A 24,081-nucleotide genomic window follows, 5' to 3' on the forward strand; every position below is an offset into this window, starting at 1 on the left:
TTTCGCATCCCGGAGCGCAGGGGGGTGGGCCGGCGGCCCGGTGCCGACGGCGTCAGCCGGCCAGCTGGTTCATCTTGCGGATCTGCTTGTCGAAGACCGTGGCGGGAGCGAGGCGGCGCAGTACGCGTGCGCGTCCGGCCAAGGGGCCGGCGGTGTAGCGCGGCCTCGGCTTCGGGTCGGTCGCGGCCGCCACGATCGCCCTGGCGACGACGGCGGGGGCGTCGCCGCTCCTGACCGCTTCCGCCATCACGCGGTCGACGGTCTGCCGCTGCTTCGCGTACGCGTGCAGGGGCGTGTCGGGCTTCGCGCTGTTGGCCTCGAACCCGGTCCTGGTGTAGGCGGGTTCGACGAGGAGGGCACGGACGCCGTGGTCGCGGACCTCGTGGTCCAGGGACTCGGTGTAGCCCTCGATCGCGTGCTTGGAGGCGGCGTAGGCGGCCATATAGGGCTGGGGCAGGAACCCGAGCACGGACGAGATGTTGATGATGCGCCCGCGTCGCTGGGCGCGCATGTGCGGCAGGACCTCGTTCACCATGCGCATGACCCCGAAGACGTTGGTGTCGAAGAGGGACTGAGCTTGTTCGACGGAGGTTTCCTCCGCTGCCCCCATCGAGCCGACGCCGGCGTTGTTGACCAGGACGTCGATCCGCCCGAACCGCTCGGTCACCTCCTGGACCAAGTCGGTGACCGAGGCGTCACTGGCGACGTCGAGGCCGAGGAACGTCACGCCGTCGAGCGGAGTGACGCGGGAGGCGTCACGGCTTGTGCCGACCACGTTGAATCCGGCTGCGACGAGGGCGAGCGCGGTTTCCTTCCCGATACCGGAGGAGGCGCCCGTCACGAGGGCCACCGGCCGACCTGTCGTCATCATGGACTCCTGCATTCACTCGAAACCGATCGTTTTCCGCTACAGTAAACCGATCGGTTTCCGTGTGCAAGGTCGAGCAGGAGATGGGGTCATGGGCGGGATCAGTGCGCAGGAGCGGCGTGAGGACGTCATTCGTGCGGCGATCGCCGAGTTCGCGCGCGCCGGGTATCGCGGCACCACCACCGCGGCGATTGCCGAACGCGTCGGCGTCACGCAGCCCTATCTCTTCCGGCTTTTCCCGGACAAGAAGGCGATCTTCGTCGCCGCTCTGGCGCGGAGCGCGGAAGACACTCGCCTGGCTTTCGAGAGGGCGTCCGACGGGGTGGAAGGAGGTGAGCGGGCTCGGCAGGCGATGGCGGACGCCTATGCCCAGCTGATCTCGACGCGCCCCGAAACGCTCCTGATGCAGATGCAGGGATACGCCACCGTGGCAGCCGCCGAGGCCCGCGGCGACGACCTGATCGGTCAGGTCGTCCGGGCGGGCTGGATGAAGATCTGGGACACCGTGCACCAGTCGCTGGGCGCCGATGCCGACGAGACCGCAAGCTTCTTCGCCTGCGGCATGCTCGGCAACACGCTTGCGGCCATCGGGCTGCCCTCGGCTGCCGGGCGGTGAGTGAAGAGCCCTGGACGGTGGTGCGTCAGCGCACGGCCGCCGCGTCGAGCAGCGTGGTGACCGTGGGTGCGACGAGCCCGGTCAGGTTGTCGGCCTGAATCCCCGCGCGGGCGCTCGCGCCGTCGAAGACCAGGCTGAGCTGCCGGGCCAGCAGATCCGCATCGCCCGCTCCGCCCTGCTCGGCCTCGGTACGGAAGAAGGCCGTCAGATTCGCCTTGACCTCGTGGGCCACGCGGCTCGCCGGGTGGCTCTGGTCCTTGAGTTCGACCTGCACGGCCAGGTACCGGCAGCCCCGGAACTCGGGCGCCCCCGCCTGTGATTCCACCTGCTCGAATACGTGCAGGATCCGCTCGCGGGGTGACCGGCCGTCGTCCGCCGAAGGCAGGAGAGTCGCCGCGTAGGCGGAGGCGCGCTCCTGCAGGCTCGCTGCAAGGAGTTCGTCCTTGCTCTCGAACAGTTGGTACATGGAGCGCTTCGATACCCCCGCCGCCTTGCACAGCGCCTCTACGCCGATGCTGACGCCGTCTCGGTAGGTGAGCGTGGCCGCCGCCTCCAGCAGGCGCTCCCTGGGGCTCAGTTTCATTTCGGTGGTCATGCCGTGAGGTTAACCCGGAGCGGACGAAATGAAAACCGATCGGTTTCCGAAGGTCTTCGGAAGAAGCTCGGCGACGGCCTGGGGGAAGGGCCGTCGCCGAGCCACGATGGTGTGCGCGCCTGCCGTCCCCGTCAAGGCGACGCACACCGGGGCCACTCCGAGTAGTGGCCCGTCTTGGGAAACCTGCCGTTATGCCGGTACGGCGGTCTTCTCCGGCTTCGTCTCCGCCGGGATGTGGTGCAGTCCCTTGCGGTCGTAGAAGGGGTGACTGTCGCTCATGATGTACGTGTCTCCCGGCCGGTGGACGCGCCGCGTTTCGCCAGGGGATGCCAGCCACCGGTGACTTCCTTGACGGGTTTGTGAGGGAAGCGGCGCCGGGCGTACTCCTGCGCATGGGAGCCCGGCAGGACGTACAGGGTTTCCTTCTTGTCCTGGAGCGGCCGCAGCACCGTGTCCATGAAGCTCTTGCGGTCGTCCAGGTACGGGCCGAGGACGTCCTCGCCGGCCGGGCAGACGGCGAGGCAGTAGCCGGACTTGTAGCCGGGCGGAGAGCTCAGGCTCTGCCACATCGAGGCGCTCTCGGAATCACTGACCCGGGAGCGGTAGTCGGCGGCGTCCTCGCTGTCGGCCACCGTCTGCGCCCAGTCGGTGAACCCGCTCATGAACTCTCGGTAGTTGTGCGTGGTGCAGGCCAGCGCGTCGAAGGCGCCGTCCTTGGCGATGGCGCCGACCGGGCAGGCGGCGACGCACAACTTGCAGTCGATGCACGGGTTGTAGTCCAGCGCCTGCCCGTACTCGCTCACCTCCGCGTCCACGAGGACGGTGACCAGCAGCACGAAGCTGCCGAACTTCGGGTGGATGACATTGCGGTGCAGGCCCATCACGCCGAGCCCGGCGGCCACCGCGACCGTCTTGTGCGCCACCACCCAGATCCGCTCGCTGGGGAAGCGGTCCATCTCCTGGGGGAAGCCGACTGAAGGGTTGAGTGCGCGGTATCCAGCGTCCTGGAGTGCCTGGGTGACCCTGCGGGCGGCGTGGTTGGCCTGTTCGTCGGTCTGGTGGAACTCCTGGTTGGCCACGCTGCGGGCGGGGGAGCGGCAGTTGTCGCGGTTCATCCGGACCGCCATCGCGATCAGGCTGCGGGTGCCGGGCAATGCGGACAGCGCGTGCTCGCGCTCACCGGCCAGGTCCGGGTGGTCGAGGCTGACCGCGGCGACATCGTCGGCCCCGGCCGCCAGGCACAGCTCGCGCAGCCAGGCCGCGTCGATCACCGCGGGCGGGCGGTCCGCGGCACCGGCCCCGCGCCGGGCGAGTACGGCCTGTACCGACGGGTGGGCGGCCAGCTTCGCCGGAAGCCTGGGGGGCGGGGCTGTCGTCCGCTCGTCAGCGTCACGCGCGGCAGTCATCCGTACTCCTGAGGACTCGGGTGCGAGACTCGCCTGCACGGCGAGAAACCGATCAGTTTCACCACCGTAAACCGATCGGTTTCCGTGCGCAAGTCCCAGCGGCGGGCTGCTGGATGCCTGCGAGGCTGTGCGCCTGCGGCTGGGGCTTTTGGTGATGAAGTCGCGACCCTCGCGGCGGTTGGTGACGCCGGCAGATTTTCTCGGGCCGCCGGAGGTCGGCTGTGACTCGCCGGGCGCGTCGGTCGCCGCGGCTGTTCGTGAAACGCGATGCGTCAGTGCATGTGCGCCGCATCGAGCAGGGCGGCCACGGTGGGGGCGACGAGCCCGCCCTGCATGTCGGCCTTGATCCCCGCGCGGGCGCTCGCGCCGTCGAAGACAAGGATGAGCTGTCGGGCCAGCAGGTCCGGGTCGCTCGCCCCACCCTGTTCGGCCTCGGCGCGGAAGAAGGCCGTCAGGTTCTCCTTGACCCGGCGGGCCACCTGGCTCGCGGGGTGGCTCGGGTCCTTGAGCTCGATCTGCACGACGAGGTACCGGCAGCCCTGGAAGTCGGGTGCACCCGCCTGTGCCTCCGCCTGTTCGAAGACGTGCAGGATCCGCTCGCGGGGTGGACGGTTGTCGTCCGCCGTGGGAAGGAGTGCCGTCACGTAGGCGGAGGCGCGTTCCTCCAGGCTCGACGCCAGCAGTTCGTCTTTGCTCTCGAACAGCTTGTACATGGAGCGCTTGGACACTCCCGCCGCCCTGCACAGCGCGTCCACGCCGATGTGGACGCCGTCCTGGTAGGTGAGCGTGGCCGCTGCCTCCAGCAGTCGCTCTCGGGAGCTTGGCATTGCTTCGGTGGTCATATGGCGAGGGTAACTCGATTCTGACGTATTGGAAACCGATCGGTTTACGGTGGGTGCCGGTGCCGGTGCCGGTGCCGCGAGGAAGAGGCAGAAGCGGGCGGCGCCTTGATGGGGGTGCGTCCGGACGTCGGCACCCCCATCGTGGTCCCCGGCTCAGTGAGCGAGCACAGGCTCGCCCTCCGACGGCGCCAGAGCCGAGTTCGGCATCAGAAACGCTGTGAGCACCGCACCGACCACGAAGATGCCGGCGCCCCACGCCAGGGTGGCCGTGTAGCCCTCGACGCCGGCCTGGGCCACGGTCAGAGCGCCCGGCTTGTGCGAGGACAGATAGTCGGTCGCGGCCGACGAGGCGACGGTGGTCAGCAGCGCCGTACTGATCGAACCGCCCACCTGCTGGCTCGTGTTGATCAGCGCCGACGCGACACCCGCGTCCTCGTGGTGGACGCCGGAGGTCGCCCCCTGGAACGAGGTGGTCATCACCGCACCGATACCGAGACCCAAAAGGATCATGCCCGGCATGATGTCGGCGACGTAGGCGCTGTCCAGCGTGAGCCGGGTCAGCAGGGCCATGCCGGATGCGGAGACCAGGAAGCCGGCGACCACCACGACCTTCGGGCCGACCCTGGGCAGCAGCAGCGAGGGCACCGTGGTCGACGAGGCGACGATGCCGCCGACCATCGGCAGGAAGGACAGCCCGGCCTCGATCGGCGAGTAGCCGATGCTGGCCTCCAGGTAATAGGTCAGGAACAGGAAGATCGAGAACATCCCCATGCCCAGGACGAACACGGCCAGGAACGAACCACCTCGGGTCCGGTCCAGCACGACTCGCAGCGGCAGCAGCGGATGCGCGACCCTGAGCTCCAGCCAGGCGAACACCGCGAGCAGTACCACGCCGCTGATCACGGAGCCGAGGGCGACCGGGTCGGTCCAGCTGGTGGATTCGACGTGCGCGAAGCCGTAGACGATGCCGAACAGCGCGGCGCTCACCACGACAGTGCCGGGGATGTCGATCCTGGGCCGCTCGGTCTGTGCGGGCTTGGCCAGCAACAGCAGCGCACCGACCAGCGCGACGCCCGCGAAGACGACGTTCACGTACATCACCCAGCGCCACGACGCCCACTCGGTGAGCATCCCGCCGAGCAGCAGCCCGACCGCGGCGCCCGCACCGGACAGCGCACTGAAGATGCCGAACGCCTTCGGCCGCTCGGCCGGGTCGGTGAAGGTCACACTCAGCAGCGACAGCGCCGCGGGCGCGAGCAGCGCGGCGAACAGGCCCTGAGCCACACGCGCCCCGACGAGGATCTCGAAACTGCCGGCCGCGCCACCGACCACGGACGCCACCGCGAAACCGAACAGACCGGTCACGAAAGTCGTACGCCGGCCGAACAGGTCACCGAGCCGGCCCCCGAGCAGCAGCAGGCTGCCGAACGCCAGGGCGTACCCCGTGATCACCCACTGCCGGCTGCCGTCACTGAAACCGAGGTCGTGCTGCGCTTCGGGCAGCGCGATGTTCACGACGGTCGCATCGAGCGTGACCATGAGTTGCGCCACGCCCAGCACGACGAGCACCCACCAGCGCACGGCATGTGAGCCGCGGCGGCCCGAGTCTGTTGTCCCGGAGGCGGGTGCTCCGCGGTCGAAGGTCGTAGTCATGTCTTCCCTTTGCTGCTGGTCGAGGGCAGGACACCGGTTGGAAACCGATCTGTTTCCACTTAGGGAAACAGATCGGTTTCCTGTGTGCAAGTGAACGGGTTGCTTCTGGCCTGGGCGTGGCCCGGCAAGGCCAGAAGTCCGCACAGGTCGACGCCGCCCTCGACAAGTCATTGGCTGTTCCGCGTCGCGACGCGGCTGATCGGCCGCCGGGGTGGCCGACATCCACCAGGCCGGACAGGCAGGTGGAGGGCTCGTCATTCCCGGGATCCACGGGTACGGAACGCCCCGGTGGAAGCCGGTAGCCTGTCGGGCTTGCGCTCGGAAACCGATCGGTTTACTTTGGTGGAAACTGATCGGTTTCTCATCTTCCGGTGAGAGTCATGACCGTTTTGGTGATCCACTCACTCCAAAGGAGTCGGCGAGATGCCCAGCCAAGAGTCACGTCCCACGATTCACATTCCGGGGACCACCAGCCACACGATCCCCCCTCGCGGCGGCCGGGAGGGAGAACTGCGCTACCTCAAGGCGGGCACCGGTGCCCCCCTGGTCCTGCTGCACACCGTGCGCACGCAGGCCGAGCACTTCCGCCACCTCATCCCGCTGATCGCGGACCAGTACACCGTGTACGCCCTCGACCTGCCGGGGATGGGCTACTCCGAGATCGTGCCGAGGGCGTCGTACGACGAACCCGCGATGCGCGCGGGCGTCGAGCGGCTGCTGACCGAACTCGACCTGAACGACGTGACGTTGGTCGGGGAGTCCATGGGCGCGGTGCTCGCCCTGACCGCCGCGGCCGATCTCCCGGAGCGGGTGCGACGCGTGGTCGCGGTGAACACCTATGACTTCCGCGGCGGCATCGCCCGGTCGAGCCTCCTCGCCCGTGTGGTGGTCAGCGGAGTCCTCGCGCCCGGAGCGGGCCCGGTGATCGCCGGGGTGGAGCCCAGGCCCGCCCTCAGCAAGATCCTTCAGGGCGGCCTGGGCGACAAGAGTGCACTGCGGGAGGACTACGTGGACGAACTCCTCCAGGTGGGAAGCCGCCCCGGCTACTCGACCGTCGCCCGTGCCGTGTATCAGGCCCTGCCCAGCCTCATCGCAGCCCGCTCGCGTTACCCCGAGATCAAGGCTCCCATCCACCTCGTCTACGGCGAGAAGGACTGGTCCCGCCCCTCGGACCGGGAAGCCAACCGCCGACTGCTGCCAGCCGCCGAGTTCACACAGGTATCGAAGGCCGGGCACTTCATCGCCCTGGAGCGGCCCGACGTGCTGGCCGACCTGCTGAACGCAGCGGCCTGACCACACTGCGGCCCGAGGAGCGGCGCATGACGGAAACTCAGATCGAGTTCGACGTTCCGGCGGAGATGCATGACGGCACCGTGCTGCGCGCCGACGTCTACCGGCCGGGCGGCAGCGGGCCATGGCCGGTCCTGCTGAGCCGACTGCCCTCGGGGAAGCGGATGCCCATGACGATCGCCATCCTCGATCCGCTGGCGGCGGCCAGGCGTGGCTACATGGTCGTCATCCAGGACACCCGCGGCCGGTTCGCCTCTGACATGTCACCCCCAAATTGGCCTAGACAATAGAAACCCCAGGTCACTGACCTGGGGTTTCTGCTCGGCGGGAAGACGGGACACGCCATGATCGCTGGTAGGGACGTGGGGCTAGGAGAGGGCGATCTCGATCGCAAGGGCGCCGAGGGCTTCCTTCTCGGGTGGGTAGATGGCGCGAATGTTGGCCAGTTGCTCATCGCGGGTGGCCGTCGGGTTGACGTTGGCCGGTCCCTCGCCGTCGAGCAGGGCCTCGAAGTCGGCGTACTCAGTGACCCCGATGACCCTGACCTCGCAGGTCTCGTCGGTGCCTTTGATACGGAAACGGATGGTGTCGCCGGCGGCGAGGTCGGCGAGGTGTGGGTATTTCACCCGTACCTCGATGGTCTTGGTGCCCGCGGCGACGAGGTCGAAGTACTGCCGGTACAGGTTGAGTTCGCGGACGCGGGCGGTGGTGTCGGTCATGGGGCAGGAATGCTCCTGGGCGCTGGGGCGGTCATCATGCGGCCGATCTCGGTTGCGGAGTACGAGCGGAAGAAGTGGCGGGGGTCGGACAGCATCGTCTCGGTCAGGGCCAGCAGCTGGTCGGCGTACTCGGTGACGCTGCCGGGCCATTGCCGGATGTCGAGCATCCAGTCCGCCGCGCCTGTCGGCAAGGAGGCGTGACCCTCGCGGATCAAGGACTTGGAGAGTTTGGCACCGGTGTCGGTGACGACCTGGGGGCAGAAAAGGCGGGGAGGAAGCTGGGCGCGGGTGAGGCCGACGGCCTGGAGGGCTTCGTCGATGAGGAGGGAACCGAAGATCCAGTCGCCACCCTTGACCATGACGTGCAAGGTGCCGCCCTCTGTCGGGTTGGTCAGAGCGAGTTCCTTGACCAGATTGCGGTACAGGGTGGCCAGGTCGAGATAAGCGCCGGACGTGGGTGTGATGGCGGCCTGGTAGGGGCCGTGGTGCAGGCAGACCGCAGCGACGGTGGCGCTGTCGCCGTCGGTGAGGTGTACGCGGGTGCGTTCGGCGTGCTTCTCGGCCCAGCCGCAACCCGCGTGCGGGCACGGGATGCGTAAGTGCGGGGTGCCGGTGGAGGGGGCGAGCCACCAGCGGGCGGCGTCGAGGCGGGGAAGGAGCCGTAGCCAGGTGCGGCGGAAGTGCTCGTCGGCCTGCTGCTGGGTGTAGGTCTCGATGCGGTACTGGATGCCCAGGCGTCGGGACAGGGCGGTGAACAGAGGCTGGTAGAGGGCGTCGACGAGGTCGGTGAGGGCCTGTGCGTCCACGGCCTGGGCGTAGGTGCGCTGGTAGTCGTGGCCGCTGATCGGGTCCGTGGCCAGCTGGTACGGGGCGTTGTCGAGGGCGCTGAACAGGACCTCGGTGCGGATGCCGAAGCGATCGCACAGGCGAGAGGCCATCGCGAAGGCCAGGGACTGTACGAGGGAGGTGCCGATGTGTGGGACGCCGTTGATCTGGGTGCCGACGACGAGCACCAACCGCGCCGGCGGAGTGGCCAGGATGCGCGGGGTCAGGACGTCCTCTGCACGCAGCAGGGCGTTGGCCAGGACGGTGTTCGGGGAGACGGGGTAGGTCGTCACGGGGTGTCCCCTTGCGGTCGGGTCGAAACGGGGGCGCGTGGTCGCGTCCTAGTGGGCGTCGGCCACGTACGGGTGTTGGAGGGCGGCGCGCAGGAGGCCCGGGTCGGTGAGGGTGTCGTCGTCCGGCAACTCGCACCAGCCGCCGAACCAGTCGTCCATCAGCTCCAGGCCGGGTGCCACGAGCCATGAGTTGCTGGAGAGGTGCCGGACCGGAAGGTCGCCCCAGTCGCTGTCGGCGGTGCCGGTCTGGATCGCGTAGTAGAGGCGTTCGTTGGGGCCGTCGTAGAGCACCGGGCCGATCGGGGCGCCGATGGCGCGCAGGTGGGCCAGGGCCAGGAGACCGACCTCCGCAGACGTTCGTACGAGATCCCACCCGTCGCCGACTTGCAGCATGCGCAGTCCGGGAATGTCGCCGACCATCGGGGCGCGGCGCAGCGCGGTTCGTACGGACATCAGGTGCCTCCCTTCAGCTGGAGGCGGACGAGGCGCTCGTTGCCCGCTGCTGGCCTCGCGGAACGAACCACGATCAGTCGAACGCCAGTCGCTGCTATCAGCCGCTTCCGCTCGGCGGCGACGGGCCTGGGACCGAGATGGCCGAGCGCGGGGACCAGGACACCGTAGACGTCGGGAAGCTGGAGGGCGTCGAGGAGCCCGACGAAGGCGGGGGCATGGATGGCGACAGCCGGCTCGCGGTCGGTGAACACGCCGCACAGGACCAGTTCGTGGCTTTGGCAGTACTCGGTGAGGCAGTCGGCGAGTGCCGTGTTGCGGGCCGTGCTGCCGGTGAGGTGGCGCAGGTAGCCGAAGACGTGCGGGCCGGTGACGGAGCGGCGTTCGGTGAGGGGTTCGTCATCCATGACCAAGAGCGTCGGCCGTGGCGAACGGCCTTGAAATGACCTGCTGTTGTACTTCCGTTGCACTTCCCGCCCCACATGGTCACTGAGAGTGCTTCCATACGTGACGGAGGGAGGTCAGCCGTGGTCAGCGTGCAGCAGTGGAGTGGCCGGGAGGCGAGCGCCCTGCGTGCCGCGCTGCGCATGAGCACCCGCGCCTTCGCCGACCACCTCGGCGTGGCCCTGCGCACGGTGGCCAAGTGGGAGAGCCTGGGCGCCGAAACACATCCCCGGCCCGATACGCAGGCCATCCTCGACACCGCGCTTGCCCGCGCCGACTCCGCAGCCCACGCCCGGCTCGAAGCGCTGCTGTTCCCGGAGCGGAAGAGCGTGCGCCCGGCGGACTACGAGACGTGGACCGAGGACATCGAGCGCGCCGTGGTCTGCGTGAGCCGCCAGAACTTCCCCTTTGCCTCGGCGCTGCTGAATCGCTGGCTGGGCCGCCATGACCCGCACGATCTCGACGACAAGGGGCTTTACCTGTACGGGCGTTCACTGGTCCTGCTCGGGGATGTGCAGCGAGACCAGGGAGCGATTCTCGGTCCGCTTTCCGCCCGCCAGTCCTACCTGACGGCGCGCGGCATGTTCTGCGAACTCGACATCCCGCGCCGGGTGGCCCAGATCGAGCTGTCCCTGGCCGTGGTGCAGGAGATGTCCGGCCAGCTGGAAGCCTCCGCCCGCCACTACGAGCAGCTTGCCCGGGACGAGTGACTGAGCCGGCGCGACCGGGCTCGTGCCCGGCTGTGGGTGGGTACGGCGCTGAGCAAGGAGGGTGACAACGAGTACGCCACCGAGGTCATGACGGCCGCCACCTGCGAGTTCGAGGCTCTCGGTGAGCCGGAGGACTGGTCCGTGGCACACCAGAAGCTGGCCTTGGCCCACCGCGGCGCCGGCCACCTCGACCAGGCCCTGCACTACATCGACATCGCCCGCACCACCGGCACGGTCGACTCCCCGATGCAGCGCGTGCGATTGGACACCGCGTACGGGCACATCCTTCTGTCGGATGCGGCGACCCGGAATGATGGGCTGTCCGTCCTCGACCAGGCGGCGCAGGTGGCCCAGCAGTTCGGGCTGAGCCACCAGCTGCGCAGCATCGAGGGCATCCGAAAGGGCCAGCAAGGATGAGCCAGGGAGTGCCAGTGCCGCAGCACCAGCAGCGCCAGATCACCGACGAGCAGTTCCACGACGCGACGCTGATCTGGAACTACCACCAGATGGGCCACGAGCTGCGGCCCTGCTCGGCGGCGATCGGCCTGGGCAGCCACGACCTGGGCGTCGCGACCACGGCCGCCGACCTCTACCGCGCCGGCCTCTTCCCGGTCGTGGTGTTCAGCGGCGGAAACAGCCCCACCACCCGGGCCCGCTTCCCGCGCGGGGAGGCCGTGCACTACCGGGAACATGCGCTGAGTCTGGGGGTGCCGGACGAGGCGATCCTCGTGGAGCCGAAGGCTGCGAACACCGGCCAGAACATCACGTTTTCCAGGGAGTTGCTGGCCGAGGCCGGCGTCCAGGTCGACTCCCTGCTGCTGATCTCCAAGCCGTACATGGAGCGCCGCTCGTATGCGACCTGCCGCAAGCTGTGGCCCGAGGCCGAGGTCGTCTGTGCCTCCGAGCCACTGGAGTTGGACGACTACATCAAGTCCATCGGCGACGAGAAGCTCGTCGTCGACATGCTCGTCGGCGATCTGCAGCGGGTGATCGAGTACCCGAAGCTCGGCTTCGCCGTCGAGCAGGACGTACCGGGGGATGTGCGTGAGGCTTACGAGCGCCTTCTGCGGGCCGGCTTCGACAGCCGCCTCATCGGCACCTGACCCGCCCCGGGGCGGGGTGTGTGCGATCCACCAGCCGAACCTCTTCCCGAGGCTGTCCACGCTGGCCAAGCTGTACGCCGCCGACCGGTGGATCGTCGACGACGTCCAGTTCGCCCGCCGCGACTACCAGCATCGGGCTCGTCTCGCCGATCTGGACGAGCCCGCACGCCAGCAGTGGCTCACACTCCCCACGCATCTTCCCCAGGGGCGCTCGACGTTGATCAGCCAGGCACGGCTCGTTGACCCCCAGCGCTCGCGCAAAACGGTCCAGCTGCTCGTGCGGCAGTACTACGGCCGAAGCCCCCACTGGAAGGCCGTGTCCGATGTCCTCGACGTGTCCTGGACACGCTCGACACCTCGGACCGCCTGGCCGACGTCGCGAAAGAATCGACGATTGCCCTGCTCACGGTTCTTGGCTGGTCAGGGGCCGTGTTGGCCAGCGGCGAGATCCCGACCCGCCCAGGTCGCTCCGAGCGCCTGGCGGATCTCGCGGCAGCCACCGGCAGCACCCACTATCTATGTGGCACCGGCGGTCTGCGCTACGTCGACGCCGCCCCCTTCGATGCCCACGGCATTCCCGTGCTGCCCTTCCACACCCCTGTGGATGACCTGCTCTGGCTGTGGGCCCGACGAGCCAGCAGCCTCTGGGCGCTGAGCGCGGTCGGCCCCGGTGAACTGGCTAGCCAACTCGCCGCCCTCGGATCGCGCCCGTTCACTCAGGAAACACCCGTAACGCCTGCTGCGGTTCGGAAGGGGCGGCGCGCTCACCGCAACGGCTCCGATGATCGTTCGCGAGGCCCAGGTCTCCCACTGACGTAGCCCCTCAGCCTCGGGACGGGGGCTCTTCGGATGTCCGGAATCATCGCGCCCTGCGGGGTTGATCGTCTCGGCCCGCCAAGGGACGGGTGACGCGACGGTTACCCGGCTCCGCAGTGGAAGCGCGTACGGGCATGGCGGTGGCGTCGGCGGGCAGATCGGCCATGCGGTGCAGCCGCCACACCAGGACATCGGTGATCGGGTCCGCGGTCGCGAGCTCCCGCCGTTTGGCGGCTTCGGCCAGGAGCCCGGCCGGGTCGTGTCCGGCTGCCTCGGCGTCAGCGAGCGTGGCGGCCAGCGCAAACCAGCCCGGCTCGGCCAGAGCCTGTTCCGCCAGCTCCGGCACGGCGTTGCGTAGGTAAGCGGCCTGTCTCTGACGCAGCGGCTGGGACAGGTGTCGGCCTCGCTGGTACAGCACTGCCAGTGGGATGCCAGCGGCGGCTTGGTAGGCGGCGCGCAGGTGCTCAGCGGCCTGGCGTGCGGCAGCGGCCTGCTGGGCGTGGTTCTTCTTGGCGTGCCAGTGGGCGGCGGCGGTGACGAGGAAGAACACCATGTCGATCACCATGGCGGTGGTGGCGCCGTCTTCTCCACGGCCGAGGGCGGGGCCGCTGTGGACGAGGTCGCGGGCGGCCTGCCGCAGGGCGCGGTCGTGCCCGCGCTCGGCCTGCACGTCGGAGCGGGTGGCCCGCTCGAACACGAAGGCTGCCTCGCGTAGTTCGGTACGGGTGTGGGCGGCGGAGGTCTTGGCAAGCGCGTCCAGGATCTCTCCGGCGGCGGCGATGTGCGCGGCCACCTCGGCATCCTCGCCGTGATCGATGACCAGCATCGCCTGCCAAGCGGCTGTGGTCGTCCGGCGCCGAGCTGTGGAGGGTCCGCTCGGCGCCTGGGCGGAGGCCGTGGTGTCCGGGCCCTGGCTTGGGGTGTCGCCGGAGAAGCGCTTGCGGATGCGGGGCAAGGACAAGTCGGGGGCGAGGGTGGACCCGGCGTAGTAGACGGGCTCGGTGCCCCCGTTGCGGTCGTCGGGCATCGCCCTCAGCTCCGGACGGTTGGCGCGCGCTCTGCAGGACTGGATGGGCGCGCACTTCCGCCTGCCCGCCCCCGACATCCCGTCTCTGACCTCGTTCAGCCGCCTGGGCTCGGACGAGGATCAGATCCCCCATCCCGGAGAGGCGGCCGGCACAGACGTCCCGGCGGAGGAAGCTGCCTCCTTGGTGCGCGCACGCTGGGGGCTCGGGAACGCACCGATCCCGAACGTGGTGCACCTGTTGGAGGCGCACGGCGTCCGAGTCTTCTCCCTCTCCAGGGACTGTCCTGAAGTCGACGCGTTCTCCTTCTGGGAACGGGGGATCCCATTCGTTCTGCTGAGCACCGAGAAGACAGCAGAACGCGGGCGCTTCGACGCCGCCCACGAACTCGGACACCTCGTCCTGCACGGCGAGGAACAGATGCCACACGGCCCACAGGCCGAGGCGGAAGCGCACCGGTTCGCAGCCGCATTCCTCATGCCGCGGGCGGACGTCCTCGCCCACGCGCCGCATGGCGCGAGCACGAGTTGGATCCTCCAAGCCAAGCGCCGTTGGAAGGTTGCAGCCATGGCGCTCGCAAACCGGCTGCGCTTGCTCGTCGACCCCGGCGTGAGCCCCAGCACGTGACACCCGCGACGGCTGTGCGCCTCCCTGCGCCGCCGCCTGGCGACGAGGCGGTGCTGGTGGGAGCCCTCCGCGAAGGCCCGCGCACGCCTCATCCGTGAACTGATGCTTTGCGTAAGCGACTTCGCCGCCACGGCATGCAGCAGTGGCGCAGGTCACACGAAATGCGTCTCGCCATTTGAGACGCTTGAGGGGTCGGTTGCCCAAAGAGGCCCGTGAACACCCCTGAAGTGGCCGCTTCACCTCGACTTAGGGCACGCAGAGGGCGCGGAGCCCCCAAAATGGTCTAGACAACAAACAAACCCCAGACTACTGACCTGGGGTTTCATCATGGAGCGGGTGACGAGAATCGAACTCGCGCTCTCAGCTTGGGAAGCTAAGGGTATCTGGAGCCCGCTACGGGGCTGACCCGCGGTGGAGCGGTGTTGGCGCCTGGGTGGGCGGTCGGCTGGTTCCCCGGTGTTCCCCGTGGTTCCCCGCACGATCTGGCACGGGACTGGCACGCAGTCCCAAGACCTTCCGTGCGAGCTCCCGGGAACCAGCTGGGTGTCACACCCCCCCGACTAGACTTACAGATCACCCAGTCTGGGGCTGTGCGTCGAAGGGAGCGTCCAGCGTGACCGCATCTCCACCTAACCGACCGATCTTCCATATGACGCACGTACGCAGCCTCCCGGACATATTTGCTGCTGGTGCCTTGCTATGCGAGTCCGAAGTGGTCCGCCAGGCGGTTAACTACACGGACATCGGGATGCCAAGCATCAAAGATCGTCGACGGAGGACGCCGGTCGACTGCGATCCCGGTGGAACCCCCTGTGACTACGTACCGTTCTACTTTGGCCCCCGCTCGCCGATGCTCTTCTCGATCCACAAGGGCAACGTGCCGAGCTACCGCGACGGGCAGGACCCTGTCGTGTACTTGGTGACGACGCTCGCGGTAGTAAGAGCCACGGGCAACCCGGCGGTGTTCACGGAAGGTAACGCCGGAGCTGCCTTCGTAAAGTTTCACAAGGATGAGCCGACTTCATTGGAGAGCGCTATCGACTGGGCTCTGATGAAGGAGAGATACTGGTTCGATACTCCGGAGGATCCGACCAGGGCGAACCGCCGACAGGCAGAGTTTCTAGTCCACAAGGCAGTTCCGCTTGATGCTATCCAAAATATCGTTGTACGGAATGAAGCTCGCGCTAATGAGGTGCGGGAAATTTCACGGAGATTCGGCGTTTCGATTCCCGTGATGGTCTACAATAATTGGTACTACTAGGAGCGGAGAGGGTGAGGGCGGTGATCAGGGAATCTGAAGGCAACCTTCTGGACGCCAACACGGAAGCCATCGTAAACACAGTGAACACGGTTGGCGTCATGGGTAAGGGGATTGCGCTGCAATTCAAGCAGGCATTCCCTGAGAACTACAAGGCGTATAAGGCTGCTTGTGATGCCGGTGACGTACGAATTGGTGAGATGTTCGTATTCGACGCTCACACGCTGGGGCCTCGTCGCTACATCATCAACTTCCCGACTAAGCAACATTGGCGCGCTAAGTCGAAGCTCCCGGATATTAAGAGCGGGCTGGAGGCGCTTGTCGACGTTGTCCAGAAGTTGCATATCGGCTCCATTGCAATTCCTGCGCTTGGTTGTGGGAACGGAGGGTTGGAGTGGTCAGAGGTAAGGCCCTTGATTTATGAAGCGTTTGATCGAATTCCTGATTTGAGGGTCACGCTTTTCCCGCCGACTGGCGCGCCGCAGCCAGAGTCAATGCCTGTTGCGACTCAAGCCCCCAATATGACTAAAGGTCGGTCAGCTTTGGTGGCATTGATTCATGGCTATGTTGAACAGGCCAAGTCAGAGCGATTTGAAGCGTCAGAGGGTGCCTCGCTTCTTGAGATTCAAAAGTTGATGTACCTCCTCCAGGCCGTGGGGCAGCCTATGCGGCTTTCCTATGCTAAGGGAAGTTATGGCCCGTACGCAGAGAACCTGAACTTCCAGCTCCAGCGAATGGAAGGGCATTTGATTCGGGGTTACGGAGACCGCAGTCAAAGAGTGCTCGACTTTCACCCCATCAAGCTAATTCCCGGCGCTGTAGATGCTGCGGAATGGTGGATAAACGCTAATGACGACGGAAGCCTGAACGATGCGGTTTCCAAGGTTTTGAAGCTGATTGACGGGTTCGCTTCGCCCTATGGGCTAGAGTTGCTGTGTACTACTCATTGGGCTTCGCAACACCTTGAGGAGTCCGCAGAGTTCACAAGCGCTGTAGAGGCTGTCCAAGCATGGAGCCGTCGTAAGGCGGAGATCTTCACCAAGCATCACATTGATGTGGCGTGTAAGCAATTGGAAGCCAACGGGCTTGGAGCTGCTTGATCTGGCAAGCAGGAGAATAGCTAAAATCAGGCAGATCTCACGACCTCATCCAAAGCGGATTGAGCCGCCGTAAGGAACGCGCCTTGCGCCTGCGAAAGGGACTCGATGCTTTCGTTTAGTTCGCGAGTATGGCGAGCGGCTTCTGCTGGATCGGTCGACTTTAGAGCGGAACTCGCCGAGCTAACGAGTAGAGTCAGCCTGGTGTGAATAAGAGCTGCCTGGTGAGAAACTTCCATGGGACCCTCCACCATTACGACCGCAGTTCTGAGGTGCAGGGCCGAGACAGCCTCGTGAGCCTCATTCAAGAGCTCATGCCTCCGTTCCGAGTTCCCATTCTCTGAGCCGACTTCCGAATTAACTTTGGCGAAGGTGAATAGCAGATCCTGAGCCTTCGCGAAGAAGTCCACGTATGCAGCCTGTCGGCGATCCCTTCTCCACCTGTAGTGCTCGACCTTCAGTTCGCGTTCCTGTGCCCGCTCTGTTGCCTCGTCCTGACGTTGCTGCTGCCGGTCGGCAGAGGCCTCTTTTCGCCGCTCCAGTCGCGCACTCGTAAAACTGGTGAGTCCGCCGCCAGCTAGCGTGCCCGCTATTCCTACCAATGACAAGAGAAGTGACGAATCAGCCATAGCAGGGATTGTGCCGGATTATTTCTGCTGCCAAGCAGGCTTTGCGGATTTTCATCAAGGTCGCATGCGCATCTGAGGTCGGCGGAGCGGCTTTGGGGTGGCGCTGCTTTGGCGCGAGTGATCATGGCCCCGTAAGCTTCCGGCGCGTCGGGCAGTCTGTGGACCTGCCCGGTAAAGCACGACGTTGGGGCCATGATCTTCGAGGCTCGCGCCAAAGTGGCTCCGTAAAGCCGTGGAGCCGACCGCCCCAACCACGACGCACCCCTTCTCTGGCATCAGGCGGCTGCATGCTTGAGCGCGGCATGGGCGCCGGCCGGGCTGGAGCGGGGCGGAGACAGGAGCGCAGGCCCGGCCGGAGGCCGGGCCGCGCGCGGGGAGCGGAGCGAGCCGCCTTGAACCAGTAGAGAAAGTTGTAACTCAGTCGTCGCGGGCGGCTGTGTCCTCCCTCGTTGGATGCCGGCTCCGCGGCTTCAGCCAACCCTTGACGCTGCCTGCGTCTGATCTGTTCCCCGCAAGGCGGCTCGGCTGCAGGCCGGCGGGCCGGCCTCGCCGTCCACCTGAGAGAAGCGAGTGGGGTGCACCGATCAAAAGTACCGACGAGCCTCGTGAAGAATAGAGGTAAGTCGCGAAGAGGAAGCCACATCGCCGCTGCCAAAGATGCTTTCCATTTCTTCCTCCACCTCAGCGATGCGTGAGATGACCGCAGGGTTTTGTGCAATCGCGGAGGGAAGCTTCGTGGAGTTAGTAGGGCGAGCTGAAATGATTTGGTCGGCAGTGACGCGAGCTGTCGATAGATCTGCTTCGTTGAGGTAGGCCCCTTTAAGGACAGCGCCTTGGAGATCGGCCTCCTGGAGTTTCACGCCGATAAGGTTTGCGTTAGTAAGGTCAGCCAGACTTAGGCTAGCTCGTGTGAGGTCAGAACCTGTGAGGTCGGCGCCAGGAAGGTCGGCTCCAAGCTTGGCGCCTCTGAGTAGAGAGTGGCAGAGCCTTGCGTCACGAAGGACAGAATTGAAGAAGTCGCATTCTTCTGCCTGTGCGTGACTCAAGTCGGCGTTGGTGAGATCGGCACTTCTGAGAATTGCCTTCCGCAGATCGGTCTTTCTAAGGTTAGCGTTCTTCAGGTCTGCCGCTCCCAACTTGACTCCAGGGCACTTTGCGTTCTCCAAGTTAGCGTTTGTAAGATTAGTGCCCCAGAAATGGATGGACGTGAGGTCGGCGTTGCCGAGTTCAGCGTGTGTGAGATGGAGAAGCGAGAGATTGATCGGAACTGAGGAATCCGTGTGACGGCGGCATGCGGCTCCGGTCAGTGCTCTTAGCGCCTGCTGTACGTCATCTTCGGGATATGTAGGCGGTGATGCTGGAGCTGTACCCGCGATACTCGTGCCATTCCGGGCCGCCCGACGTGAGGCGGTGATTTGTTTCTTCCTGCTAAACGGATCGTCTCTGCGAGGCGATGAAACTTGCCCTTGGAGTCGATTCGGAGCCCAGCGCGCATTGGAGATATCCCGAACTTGATCTGTTCGGTGTGGTGCCCGCTTACGAAGGAACGAGGCTAGTACTTGAGTAGCGTGGCTAGCTTGGTCATGCGCATCCTGGATGATCTGCTCCAGGGCTAGCACTCCTCCAATGCGCACATACGGCTCGTCTGAACCGAGGCGCTCAAGCGCTTTGGTGAACCGGTCCGTGACCTGGCCGCGCCGAGTCAGCCGATAAGTGAACGCGGTATAGATCAGGGCAACACTCGCACCGAGTACTGCCGCCAACTGCACCACGGATGTGCGGAAGCCGGTAACTAGGGCGGCTGAGCCGGACCGAAGGTCCTTCCGGCTCAGGTACTCTCCGTCGACCAGCCAAGGGCCGCGCCAGAGCAGCAGCACGGTACCTACGACCACAGTGATCACGACCAAGGTGCCGCCCGCCAAAAGTGCGAACCGGCGCACCTGAATTTTGCTCATGGCTCATCACACCGTCTCTGCATCATGCAGGGGGGAGAAACCCTGGAATCGGCCGCGAGGTGCTGCATGTGCCGTTGTTGATCAGTTGGCCGCTGTGGTGACACTGCAGAAGGTGTAGGCGCAGGCCGGGAGTTCGGTACTGACACGGTGTGCGAGCGGTACGAAGAGCACCGGTCGGATCGTCCACGTGACGCGGATGCGGTCCTGGGTGATCGACACAGCACAGGGTTCCGACCGCAGGAGGGCTCGCCGCGTCTCAATGCGCCCCTCGTACAGCCAGTCCCACGCCTCGTCGGACGCTTCGGAATCCAGCGCCGGAGTGATCGCACGCAGAGCGATCGCAACCCACCTGTCGGCCTGTGCCGCCGAGTACGCATCGATTGATGCCAGAAGCGCCGGCCGCCGTTGCTGGTCCAGGTCTTCCGTCCAGCACTCGCACCAGTAGCCCCACCGTGGCTTGTCCATCAGCACGGGTGGCCTCCTCGGCGCGGGTAGGCGAAGAGTTCGGCGGTGACTGTGTGGCCGCCGTCGGTCTCGTGGACCACGACCCGGTGCGCGACCACGCTGACCATGCCGAGACCTCGACCGTGCTCGGCCTCCTGGTCCTGGTGCTCGGCCTTCGGGGCCATGCCGGTGCCTCCGTCGTCCGTGACCGACAGGGCGATCACCTGCGGGGATACCGCGAGCGCCAGGTGGAAGCTGCCGGACTCCCGGCCGCTGGCCGTGTGGAGGATCGCGTTCGCGCTCAGCTCGCTCACGATCAGTTCGGCGTCCTCGGCTAACGGTGAGCCGCGCAGGATGTCGCGGGTCCATCGGCGGGCCCGGCTCACCTCTTCCGGAAATCCTGGGCAAGTGAGCCCCCAGACCCGTGTACTACTCGTATACTCGTGCATACAAGTTCCTTCGTGCTGGTAGGCCGCCATGTGCAGCGGGTTCGGGCTAGACGAGTTTCACGCCGTCGTGGGCGCGGATGGCAGGCGGAGACGCCGCGTCCATCGCGTCCAGGACGCGGATCGCGTACGCCTCGTCGGCGAGTTCGGACACTTCTTCGCGGGTGGCCCAGCGCAGTGCGCGGGTTTCGTCGCCAGTCGTGGGCGTGCCGTCGGCCGCTTCACAGCGGAAGACCAGCGAGACGATCAGGCCCGTCATGTTCTTGTAGACGCCGGTCAAGGTCGCCGGAATGGCGATCTTGATGCCGGTCTCTTCGAGGACTTCGCGTTGCAGGGCCTCGGGGATGGTCTCCTCGCGTTCGAGGACACCGCCCGGCGGTTCCCACTTGCCGTTGTCGCGGCGCTGGATGAGGAGGGCCCGGCCGTGGGCGTCTATGACGACCCCGGCGACGCTCACGGAGTGCGGGCGTTCAGTGCTCACGTTCCTCGGCCCTCTCGGCTGGCTAGGCTCTCCACCGTAGCAACAACACTCGCCCACTCGTCTAGATACCTAAAGGAGTACACGTGAGCCCTGCTCTTCCTTCGGGCCTGCTCGGTGATCTCGACCCCACGAGCGACCGTGCGGTCTTCCGGCAGATCGCCGACCAGCTGCGTGAGGCCATCGACCGTGGGCGGTTCAGAGAGGGCGAGAGGCTGCCCTCCGAAGCTGAGCTTGTCGAGCACTTCGGAGTGTCCCGGATGACCGTCCGGAACTCCTTCTCCGTTCTCCAAGGGGAAGGGCTCGTACATGCCGAACACGGCAAGGGCGTCTTCGTCCGGCCTCGGCCTCCCGTACGGCGGCTCGCCTCCGACCGGTTCGCCCGGCGTCACCGTGAGCAAGGGAAGTCCGCGTTCATCGTCGAGGCCGACGCGGCCGGCGGTCACCCCCAGGTCGACAGCCTTGAGGTCAAGGAAGAGAAGGCCAGCCAGGGCATCTCCACCCGGCTCGGCTCTGTGCGGCGTGTACTTGCCCGGCATCGGCGGTACCTCCTCGACGGGAAGCCGGTTGAGTTCGCCACCTCCTATCTCCCGCTCGACATCGCCCGCGGTACGCCTATTGCTGAGCCCAACCCTGGCCCCGGCGGCATCTACGCCCGGCTCGAAGAGCTGGGTCATCGCCTCGATCACTTCGAGGAAGAGGTTCGTGCCCGGATGCCTTCGCCCGACGAGGTGAGGACGTTGCGCCTGGCCGCCGGCGTGCCCGTGATCCATCTGATCCGCACGGCATTCGACACCGAGGGGCGGGCCGTCGAGGTCTGCGACACGGTCATGGCGTCGGACGCGTACGTCCTGTCGTACCAGCTCCCGGCTACGTGAGCGGGTGATGGGCGGTGGTGCGCGGGGACGCTTCTCCGAACTCGTACACCCCAACACGCATACTCGTATAGACGAGTGGGCAAGTTGTGTGGCAAGGTGGTCCGCGTGATCCCGGAGATCGGGTTCGCGGGACGACTCTTGTATAGACGAGTAGATAGGGGAAAGTGCCTTGCGCACCATCCGTGTTGAGACCTCCGCCGCGACGATCCTTCTCACCGAGGCTCCTGAGCCCAAGGTCCGTGACCGTCAGACGGGCGAGATCGCCAAGGACGCCGTCAGCGGTGAGGCGCTGATGACCATCGGGGTCGTGTACATCGAGGACGGGGAGTCCTCGCTGGTCAAGGTCACCGTTCCCGAGGGAGGCGTCTCCGAAGGACTGACGCTCGGAGCTCCGGTCTCGCTGCCGGGGCTGATCGCCCGACCGTGGGAGAGCGTGTTCAACGGACAGCAGCGGCACGGCATCGCGTTCCGGGCCGCCGCCGTCACCCCGGCCGCGTTCCCGGCCGCGATGGGGGCCACCGCCTGATGACCGATCTGACGACGTTCCTCGAAGTGGGTGGTCCTGTCGCCGCGTTCGGCGGCGGGGCCGCCTACGCCAGGGCCAAGCACCCGGCGGCGTACTGGTCCACGGTCGGACTGCCCATATCCACGGTCCGGCTTCTCAGCTCGTACGGCTCCGTCATGGAAGCCTGCGGCCTGACCGTTCCGCCCTCCCGGCTGCGGGTCCTGGCCGTCAAGGCCACCACCCGCCGTGAGGTGCGACCGGTCCCGCCCCGCCGGGGCATCATCCGCCCTACGTCGACAGGGCTGAGGCTTCGCCTCCGGCTGGCACCCGGACAGGAACCCGCCGACGTCGCCGCCTCGGCCGAACGACTGCGACACGCCTGGGGCGTTCACGCCGTGTACGTGACGACCGTCAAGCCGGGGGTGGTTGAACTGCGGCTGGTCGGCTTCAACGTGCTGCGGCGGGTGCACATGCCGCGCAAGGTCGGGGGCGGCTTCCTCAAGGTGCCGGTCGCCTTGCGGGAGGACGCCACGCCCTTCGTGCGTGACTACCGAACCATCCCGCATCAACTCACCCTCGGCGCCACGCTGTCGGGCAAGTCAATGTACTTGCGCCACCTGATCACCGGACTTGCCCCTCAGCCGGTCGCCCTGGTCGGTATCGACTGCAAGCGCGGCGTCGAGCTGGCTCCGTTCGCGCCCCGGCTCTCGGCGCTGGCCACCAACCCGGAGCAGGCGGCCGAGCTGCTGCCCGCTCTGGTCAAGGAAATGGAGGACCGATACGACCTCATCAAGGCCCGGCAGGGCATCACACCCGACACCCCGGACGAGGAGATCACGTCCGACATCTGGGGCCTGCCCGAGAACCAACGGCCCGTGCCCGTTGTGCTGTTCGTCGATGAAGTGGCAGAGCTCTTCCTCACCGCCACCCGCAAGGACGAGGAACGCCGTGACGAGATGGTCACCCAGCTCATCCGGCTCGCCCAGCTCGGCCGCGCCGCTGGCATCTACCTGGAGGTCTGCGGGCAGCGCTTCGGCGCCGAACTCGGGAAGGGCGCGACCATGCTTCGCGCGCAGTTGACGGGTCGCGTGTGCCACCGCGTCAACGACGAAGCCTCCGCCAAGATGGCCCTCGGCGACATCGCCCCGGAAGCCGTACTGGCCGCCTGCGCCATCGCCCCCGAGTTGCCCGGCCTCGCCGTCGCGGGCGACACCTCCGGCGGATGGTCCCGCATCCGTACCCCGTACCTCTCCCTCGGCGACGCTGCCGAGACCTGCCGGGAGTCGGCGCACTTGGTGCCTGACCTGCCCGCACTCAGGCCCTTCCGACCCGACGTGCCCGTACGTCCGGTCGAGGCTCCGGTCCCGCCGTTTGTCCGGCCGCGTCCCGTGACCGACTGACCTTCCACCCTCCACACGGCGTGATCGCCTCGCGCCACGTCCCTACCCCTCCCATGTCTGAAACCGAAAGGAGCCGCAGCATGCGTGCCTACCTGGCCCGTGTCGACGCGGTGTTGGTCCAGGCCCTCATCGCCGCGGCCTTGTCCTTCGCTCACATTCACGACGTCGCCATGGCGGCCGGGCAGGACGGTTGGAAGGCGTGGGCTTACCCGGTCAGCGTTGACCTGCTGCTCGTCGCCTCCTGGCGTCGGCTGCGCTCCGGCACTGCTAAGGCGGGGGCCTGGTGCTGGTTCGTCATCGCGCTCGCCGCGTCGCTCGGTGCCAACGTCGCTACCGCCGGCCTTCTCGACCTCGGCAACGTCCCGGCCTGGCTGCGCATCCTCGTCGCGGGCTGGCCTGCGGTCGCCTTTCTCGGCGGAACTCTCCTCGCTCACTCGGCGCCGGTGAACGACGCCAGCGAAGTGATCGAGGACCAGGAGGACGAGCCCGAAACCGCGCTCGAACCACCGTCCCAACCTGCCATCGAACCGATGTCGGAACGCCCATCCGTCCCGGTCCCGTCCGCTCTGGTCGACCACGCTCGCAAGGTCGCCGCCGAACATCACGCTCGCACTGGCGCTCCGATCGACCTCCCGACGCTCCGTACCCGTCTCGGCGTTCCACCGGCCATGGCCGAAGCCATCGCCGTCCACCTTTGAGAGGAGACCTG

At 66.7% G+C, this 24,081-nt stretch carries 25 protein-coding genes and 3 pseudogenes; 14 read left to right on the forward strand and 14 right to left on the reverse strand.

Annotated features, from left to right (window positions below):
- Window positions 1-52 precede the first annotated feature (52 nt).
- Window positions 53-868 carry an oxidoreductase gene (locus tag AC3ETA_RS21115; RefSeq protein ID WP_432194516.1) on the reverse strand — a complete coding sequence of 272 codons (816 nt, stop codon included), beginning with the start codon at window positions 866-868 and terminating at the stop codon, window positions 53-55.
- A 91-nt stretch (window positions 869-959) separates the two neighbouring features.
- On the opposite strand from AC3ETA_RS21115, the gene AC3ETA_RS21120 reads away from it, so the two are divergent.
- Window positions 960-1,484 (forward strand): TetR/AcrR family transcriptional regulator, encoded by a 525-nt coding sequence (locus AC3ETA_RS21120; protein WP_432194465.1) that lies wholly within the window; start codon window positions 960-962, stop codon window positions 1,482-1,484.
- 25 nt (window positions 1,485-1,509) lie between these two features.
- On the opposite strand, the gene AC3ETA_RS21125 is transcribed toward AC3ETA_RS21120, so the two are convergent.
- The 4 genes from AC3ETA_RS21125 to AC3ETA_RS21140 form a co-directional block, all read right to left on the reverse strand.
- The gene (locus AC3ETA_RS21125; RefSeq protein WP_432194466.1) at window positions 1,510-2,079 is read right to left on the reverse strand and encodes a TetR/AcrR family transcriptional regulator; all 570 of its coding nucleotides are present in this window, start codon (window positions 2,077-2,079) and stop codon (window positions 1,510-1,512) included.
- A 275-nt stretch (window positions 2,080-2,354) separates the two neighbouring features.
- Complete coding sequence (locus tag AC3ETA_RS21130) at window positions 2,355-3,485, reverse strand: 4Fe-4S binding protein (protein WP_432194467.1); 1,131 nt, start codon at window positions 3,483-3,485, stop codon at window positions 2,355-2,357.
- Window positions 3,486-3,757: 272 nt separating this feature from the next.
- Window positions 3,758-4,327 carry a TetR/AcrR family transcriptional regulator gene (locus AC3ETA_RS21135; protein WP_432194468.1) on the reverse strand — a complete coding sequence of 190 codons (570 nt, stop codon included), beginning with the start codon at window positions 4,325-4,327 and terminating at the stop codon, window positions 3,758-3,760.
- Between the two features lie 153 nt (window positions 4,328-4,480).
- Window positions 4,481-5,980, reverse strand: a complete 1,500-nt coding sequence (locus AC3ETA_RS21140) for an MFS transporter (protein WP_432194469.1) — start codon at window positions 5,978-5,980, stop codon at window positions 4,481-4,483.
- 423 nt (window positions 5,981-6,403) lie between these two features.
- On the opposite strand from AC3ETA_RS21140, the gene AC3ETA_RS21145 reads away from it, so the two are divergent.
- Both AC3ETA_RS21145 and AC3ETA_RS21150 read left to right on the forward strand, forming a co-directional pair.
- Window positions 6,404-7,273, forward strand: a complete 870-nt coding sequence (locus AC3ETA_RS21145) for an alpha/beta fold hydrolase (RefSeq protein WP_432194470.1) — start codon at window positions 6,404-6,406, stop codon at window positions 7,271-7,273.
- A 26-nt stretch (window positions 7,274-7,299) separates the two neighbouring features.
- Window positions 7,300-7,560, forward strand: coding sequence for a CocE/NonD family hydrolase (locus AC3ETA_RS21150; protein WP_432194471.1), 261 nt, complete (start codon window positions 7,300-7,302; stop codon window positions 7,558-7,560).
- Window positions 7,561-7,638: 78 nt separating this feature from the next.
- Here AC3ETA_RS21150 and AC3ETA_RS21155 read toward each other — a convergent pair whose 3' ends face one another.
- Genes AC3ETA_RS21155 through AC3ETA_RS21170 form a run of 4 tightly spaced genes read right to left on the reverse strand, consistent with a single transcriptional unit; the run spans window position 7,639 to window position 9,964 of the window.
- On the reverse strand, window positions 7,639-7,989 hold the full coding sequence (locus AC3ETA_RS21155) for an ASCH domain-containing protein (protein WP_432194472.1): 351 nt from the start codon (window positions 7,987-7,989) through the stop codon (window positions 7,639-7,641).
- Window positions 7,986-9,107, reverse strand: a complete 1,122-nt coding sequence (locus tag AC3ETA_RS21160; protein WP_432194473.1) for a hypothetical protein — start codon at window positions 9,105-9,107, stop codon at window positions 7,986-7,988. The genes AC3ETA_RS21155 and AC3ETA_RS21160 overlap by 4 nt, the downstream gene beginning before the upstream one ends.
- A 48-nt stretch (window positions 9,108-9,155) precedes the next feature.
- Entirely contained in the window at window positions 9,156-9,560 is a 405-nt protein-coding gene (locus tag AC3ETA_RS21165) for a hypothetical protein (protein WP_432194474.1), read from the reverse strand.
- Window positions 9,560-9,964, reverse strand: coding sequence for a recombinase family protein (locus AC3ETA_RS21170; RefSeq protein ID WP_432194475.1), 405 nt, complete (start codon window positions 9,962-9,964; stop codon window positions 9,560-9,562). The genes AC3ETA_RS21165 and AC3ETA_RS21170 overlap by 1 nt, the downstream gene beginning before the upstream one ends.
- 120 nt (window positions 9,965-10,084) lie before the next feature.
- Between AC3ETA_RS21170 and AC3ETA_RS21175 the strand changes: the two are divergent.
- From AC3ETA_RS21175 to AC3ETA_RS21190, 4 genes and pseudogenes are all read left to right on the forward strand, one after another.
- Window positions 10,085-11,128, forward strand: a pseudogene (locus tag AC3ETA_RS21175) (helix-turn-helix domain-containing protein).
- A complete protein-coding gene (locus AC3ETA_RS21180; protein WP_432194476.1) occupies window positions 11,125-11,814 on the forward strand; it encodes a YdcF family protein in 690 nt (229 codons plus the stop codon). The pseudogene AC3ETA_RS21175 and the gene AC3ETA_RS21180 overlap by 4 nt, the downstream one beginning before the upstream one ends.
- Window positions 11,750-12,088, forward strand: a pseudogene (locus AC3ETA_RS21185) (WbqC family protein); the annotation flags it as partial. The gene AC3ETA_RS21180 and the pseudogene AC3ETA_RS21185, both read left to right, overlap by 65 nt.
- 125 nt (window positions 12,089-12,213) lie before the next feature.
- Entirely contained in the window at window positions 12,214-12,633 is a 420-nt protein-coding gene (locus AC3ETA_RS21190; protein ID WP_432194517.1) for a WbqC family protein, read from the forward strand.
- A gap of 40 nt (window positions 12,634-12,673) precedes the next feature.
- Here AC3ETA_RS21190 and AC3ETA_RS21195 read toward each other — a convergent pair.
- A pseudogene (locus AC3ETA_RS21195) lies at window positions 12,674-13,660 on the reverse strand (mobilization protein); the annotation flags it as partial.
- Window positions 13,661-13,700: 40 nt separating this feature from the next.
- Between AC3ETA_RS21195 and AC3ETA_RS21200 the strand changes: the two are divergent.
- From AC3ETA_RS21200 to darG, 3 genes are all read left to right on the forward strand, one after another.
- Window positions 13,701-14,282 carry an ImmA/IrrE family metallo-endopeptidase gene (locus AC3ETA_RS21200; protein WP_432194477.1) on the forward strand — a complete coding sequence of 194 codons (582 nt, stop codon included), beginning with the start codon at window positions 13,701-13,703 and terminating at the stop codon, window positions 14,280-14,282.
- Window positions 14,283-14,895: 613 nt separating this feature from the next.
- Window positions 14,896-15,543 carry a type II toxin-antitoxin system toxin DNA ADP-ribosyl transferase DarT gene (gene darT / locus AC3ETA_RS21205; RefSeq protein ID WP_432194478.1) on the forward strand — a complete coding sequence of 216 codons (648 nt, stop codon included), beginning with the start codon at window positions 14,896-14,898 and terminating at the stop codon, window positions 15,541-15,543.
- Window positions 15,544-15,563: 20 nt separating this feature from the next.
- Window positions 15,564-16,640 carry a type II toxin-antitoxin system antitoxin DNA ADP-ribosyl glycohydrolase DarG gene (gene darG, locus AC3ETA_RS21210; protein ID WP_432194479.1) on the forward strand — a complete coding sequence of 359 codons (1,077 nt, stop codon included), beginning with the start codon at window positions 15,564-15,566 and terminating at the stop codon, window positions 16,638-16,640.
- Window positions 16,641-17,850: 1,210 nt separating this feature from the next.
- Here the strand turns inward: darG and AC3ETA_RS21215 are convergent.
- The 4 genes from AC3ETA_RS21215 to AC3ETA_RS21230 form a co-directional block, all read right to left on the reverse strand.
- Window positions 17,851-19,221: a pentapeptide repeat-containing protein gene (locus tag AC3ETA_RS21215; protein WP_432194480.1), complete on the reverse strand. Its 1,371-nt coding sequence runs from the start codon at window positions 19,219-19,221 to the stop codon at window positions 17,851-17,853.
- A gap of 81 nt (window positions 19,222-19,302) precedes the next feature.
- Window positions 19,303-19,686, reverse strand: coding sequence for a hypothetical protein (locus tag AC3ETA_RS21220; protein ID WP_432194518.1), 384 nt, complete (start codon window positions 19,684-19,686; stop codon window positions 19,303-19,305).
- Window positions 19,686-20,114 carry an ATP-binding protein gene (locus AC3ETA_RS21225; RefSeq protein WP_432194481.1) on the reverse strand — a complete coding sequence of 143 codons (429 nt, stop codon included), beginning with the start codon at window positions 20,112-20,114 and terminating at the stop codon, window positions 19,686-19,688. Before AC3ETA_RS21225 ends, AC3ETA_RS21220 begins: the two co-directional genes overlap by 1 nt.
- A 46-nt stretch (window positions 20,115-20,160) precedes the next feature.
- Window positions 20,161-20,568, reverse strand: coding sequence for an NUDIX hydrolase (locus AC3ETA_RS21230; RefSeq protein ID WP_432194519.1), 408 nt, complete (start codon window positions 20,566-20,568; stop codon window positions 20,161-20,163).
- A 107-nt stretch (window positions 20,569-20,675) separates the two neighbouring features.
- Here AC3ETA_RS21230 and AC3ETA_RS21235 point away from each other — a divergent pair, with 107 nt between their 5' ends.
- From AC3ETA_RS21235 to AC3ETA_RS21250, 4 genes are all read left to right on the forward strand, one after another.
- Entirely contained in the window at window positions 20,676-21,467 is a 792-nt protein-coding gene (locus AC3ETA_RS21235) for a GntR family transcriptional regulator (protein ID WP_432194482.1), read from the forward strand.
- A 169-nt stretch (window positions 21,468-21,636) separates the two neighbouring features.
- Window positions 21,637-21,993 (forward strand): SCO3933 family regulatory protein, encoded by a 357-nt coding sequence (locus AC3ETA_RS21240; protein ID WP_432194483.1) that lies wholly within the window; start codon window positions 21,637-21,639, stop codon window positions 21,991-21,993.
- Window positions 21,993-23,372: an FtsK/SpoIIIE domain-containing protein gene (locus AC3ETA_RS21245; protein WP_432194484.1), complete on the forward strand. Its 1,380-nt coding sequence runs from the start codon at window positions 21,993-21,995 to the stop codon at window positions 23,370-23,372. The genes AC3ETA_RS21240 and AC3ETA_RS21245 overlap by 1 nt, the downstream gene beginning before the upstream one ends.
- Before the next feature lie 80 nt (window positions 23,373-23,452).
- Complete coding sequence (locus tag AC3ETA_RS21250; RefSeq protein WP_432194485.1) at window positions 23,453-24,070, forward strand: DUF2637 domain-containing protein; 618 nt, start codon at window positions 23,453-23,455, stop codon at window positions 24,068-24,070.
- Window positions 24,071-24,081: the final 11 nt, after the last annotated feature.

Source organism: Streptomyces sp. bgisy027, from assembly GCF_057710365.1.

Bases quoted from the DNA above. Each gene is read 5' to 3' on its own strand.
- AC3ETA_RS21115 (WP_432194516.1), bottom strand. From the start codon at position 868: ATGACGACAGGTCGGCCGGTGGCCCTCGTGACGGGCGCCTCCTCCGGT.
- AC3ETA_RS21250 (WP_432194485.1), top strand. From the start codon at position 23,453: ATGCGTGCCTACCTGGCCCGTGTCGACGCGGTGTTGGTCCAGGCCCTC.
- AC3ETA_RS21125 (WP_432194466.1), bottom strand. From the start codon at position 2,079: ATGACCACCGAAATGAAACTGAGCCCCAGGGAGCGCCTGCTGGAGGCG.
- AC3ETA_RS21170 (WP_432194475.1), bottom strand. From the start codon at position 9,964: ATGGATGACGAACCCCTCACCGAACGCCGCTCCGTCACCGGCCCGCAC.
- AC3ETA_RS21145 (WP_432194470.1), top strand. From the start codon at position 6,404: ATGCCCAGCCAAGAGTCACGTCCCACGATTCACATTCCGGGGACCACC.
- AC3ETA_RS21135 (WP_432194468.1), bottom strand. From the start codon at position 4,327: ATGACCACCGAAGCAATGCCAAGCTCCCGAGAGCGACTGCTGGAGGCA.
- AC3ETA_RS21140 (WP_432194469.1), bottom strand. From the start codon at position 5,980: ATGACTACGACCTTCGACCGCGGAGCACCCGCCTCCGGGACAACAGAC.
- AC3ETA_RS21200 (WP_432194477.1), top strand. From the start codon at position 13,701: ATGGGCGCGCACTTCCGCCTGCCCGCCCCCGACATCCCGTCTCTGACC.
- AC3ETA_RS21165 (WP_432194474.1), bottom strand. From the start codon at position 9,560: ATGTCCGTACGAACCGCGCTGCGCCGCGCCCCGATGGTCGGCGACATT.
- AC3ETA_RS21245 (WP_432194484.1), top strand. From the start codon at position 21,993: ATGACCGATCTGACGACGTTCCTCGAAGTGGGTGGTCCTGTCGCCGCG.
- AC3ETA_RS21155 (WP_432194472.1), bottom strand. From the start codon at position 7,989: ATGACCGACACCACCGCCCGCGTCCGCGAACTCAACCTGTACCGGCAG.
- AC3ETA_RS21180 (WP_432194476.1), top strand. From the start codon at position 11,125: ATGAGCCAGGGAGTGCCAGTGCCGCAGCACCAGCAGCGCCAGATCACC.
- AC3ETA_RS21225 (WP_432194481.1), bottom strand. From the start codon at position 20,114: ATGCACGAGTATACGAGTAGTACACGGGTCTGGGGGCTCACTTGCCCA.
- AC3ETA_RS21150 (WP_432194471.1), top strand. From the start codon at position 7,300: ATGACGGAAACTCAGATCGAGTTCGACGTTCCGGCGGAGATGCATGAC.
- AC3ETA_RS21120 (WP_432194465.1), top strand. From the start codon at position 960: ATGGGCGGGATCAGTGCGCAGGAGCGGCGTGAGGACGTCATTCGTGCG.
- AC3ETA_RS21220 (WP_432194518.1), bottom strand. From the start codon at position 19,686: ATGGACAAGCCACGGTGGGGCTACTGGTGCGAGTGCTGGACGGAAGAC.
- AC3ETA_RS21215 (WP_432194480.1), bottom strand. From the start codon at position 19,221: ATGAGCAAAATTCAGGTGCGCCGGTTCGCACTTTTGGCGGGCGGCACC.
- AC3ETA_RS21130 (WP_432194467.1), bottom strand. From the start codon at position 3,485: ATGACTGCCGCGCGTGACGCTGACGAGCGGACGACAGCCCCGCCCCCC.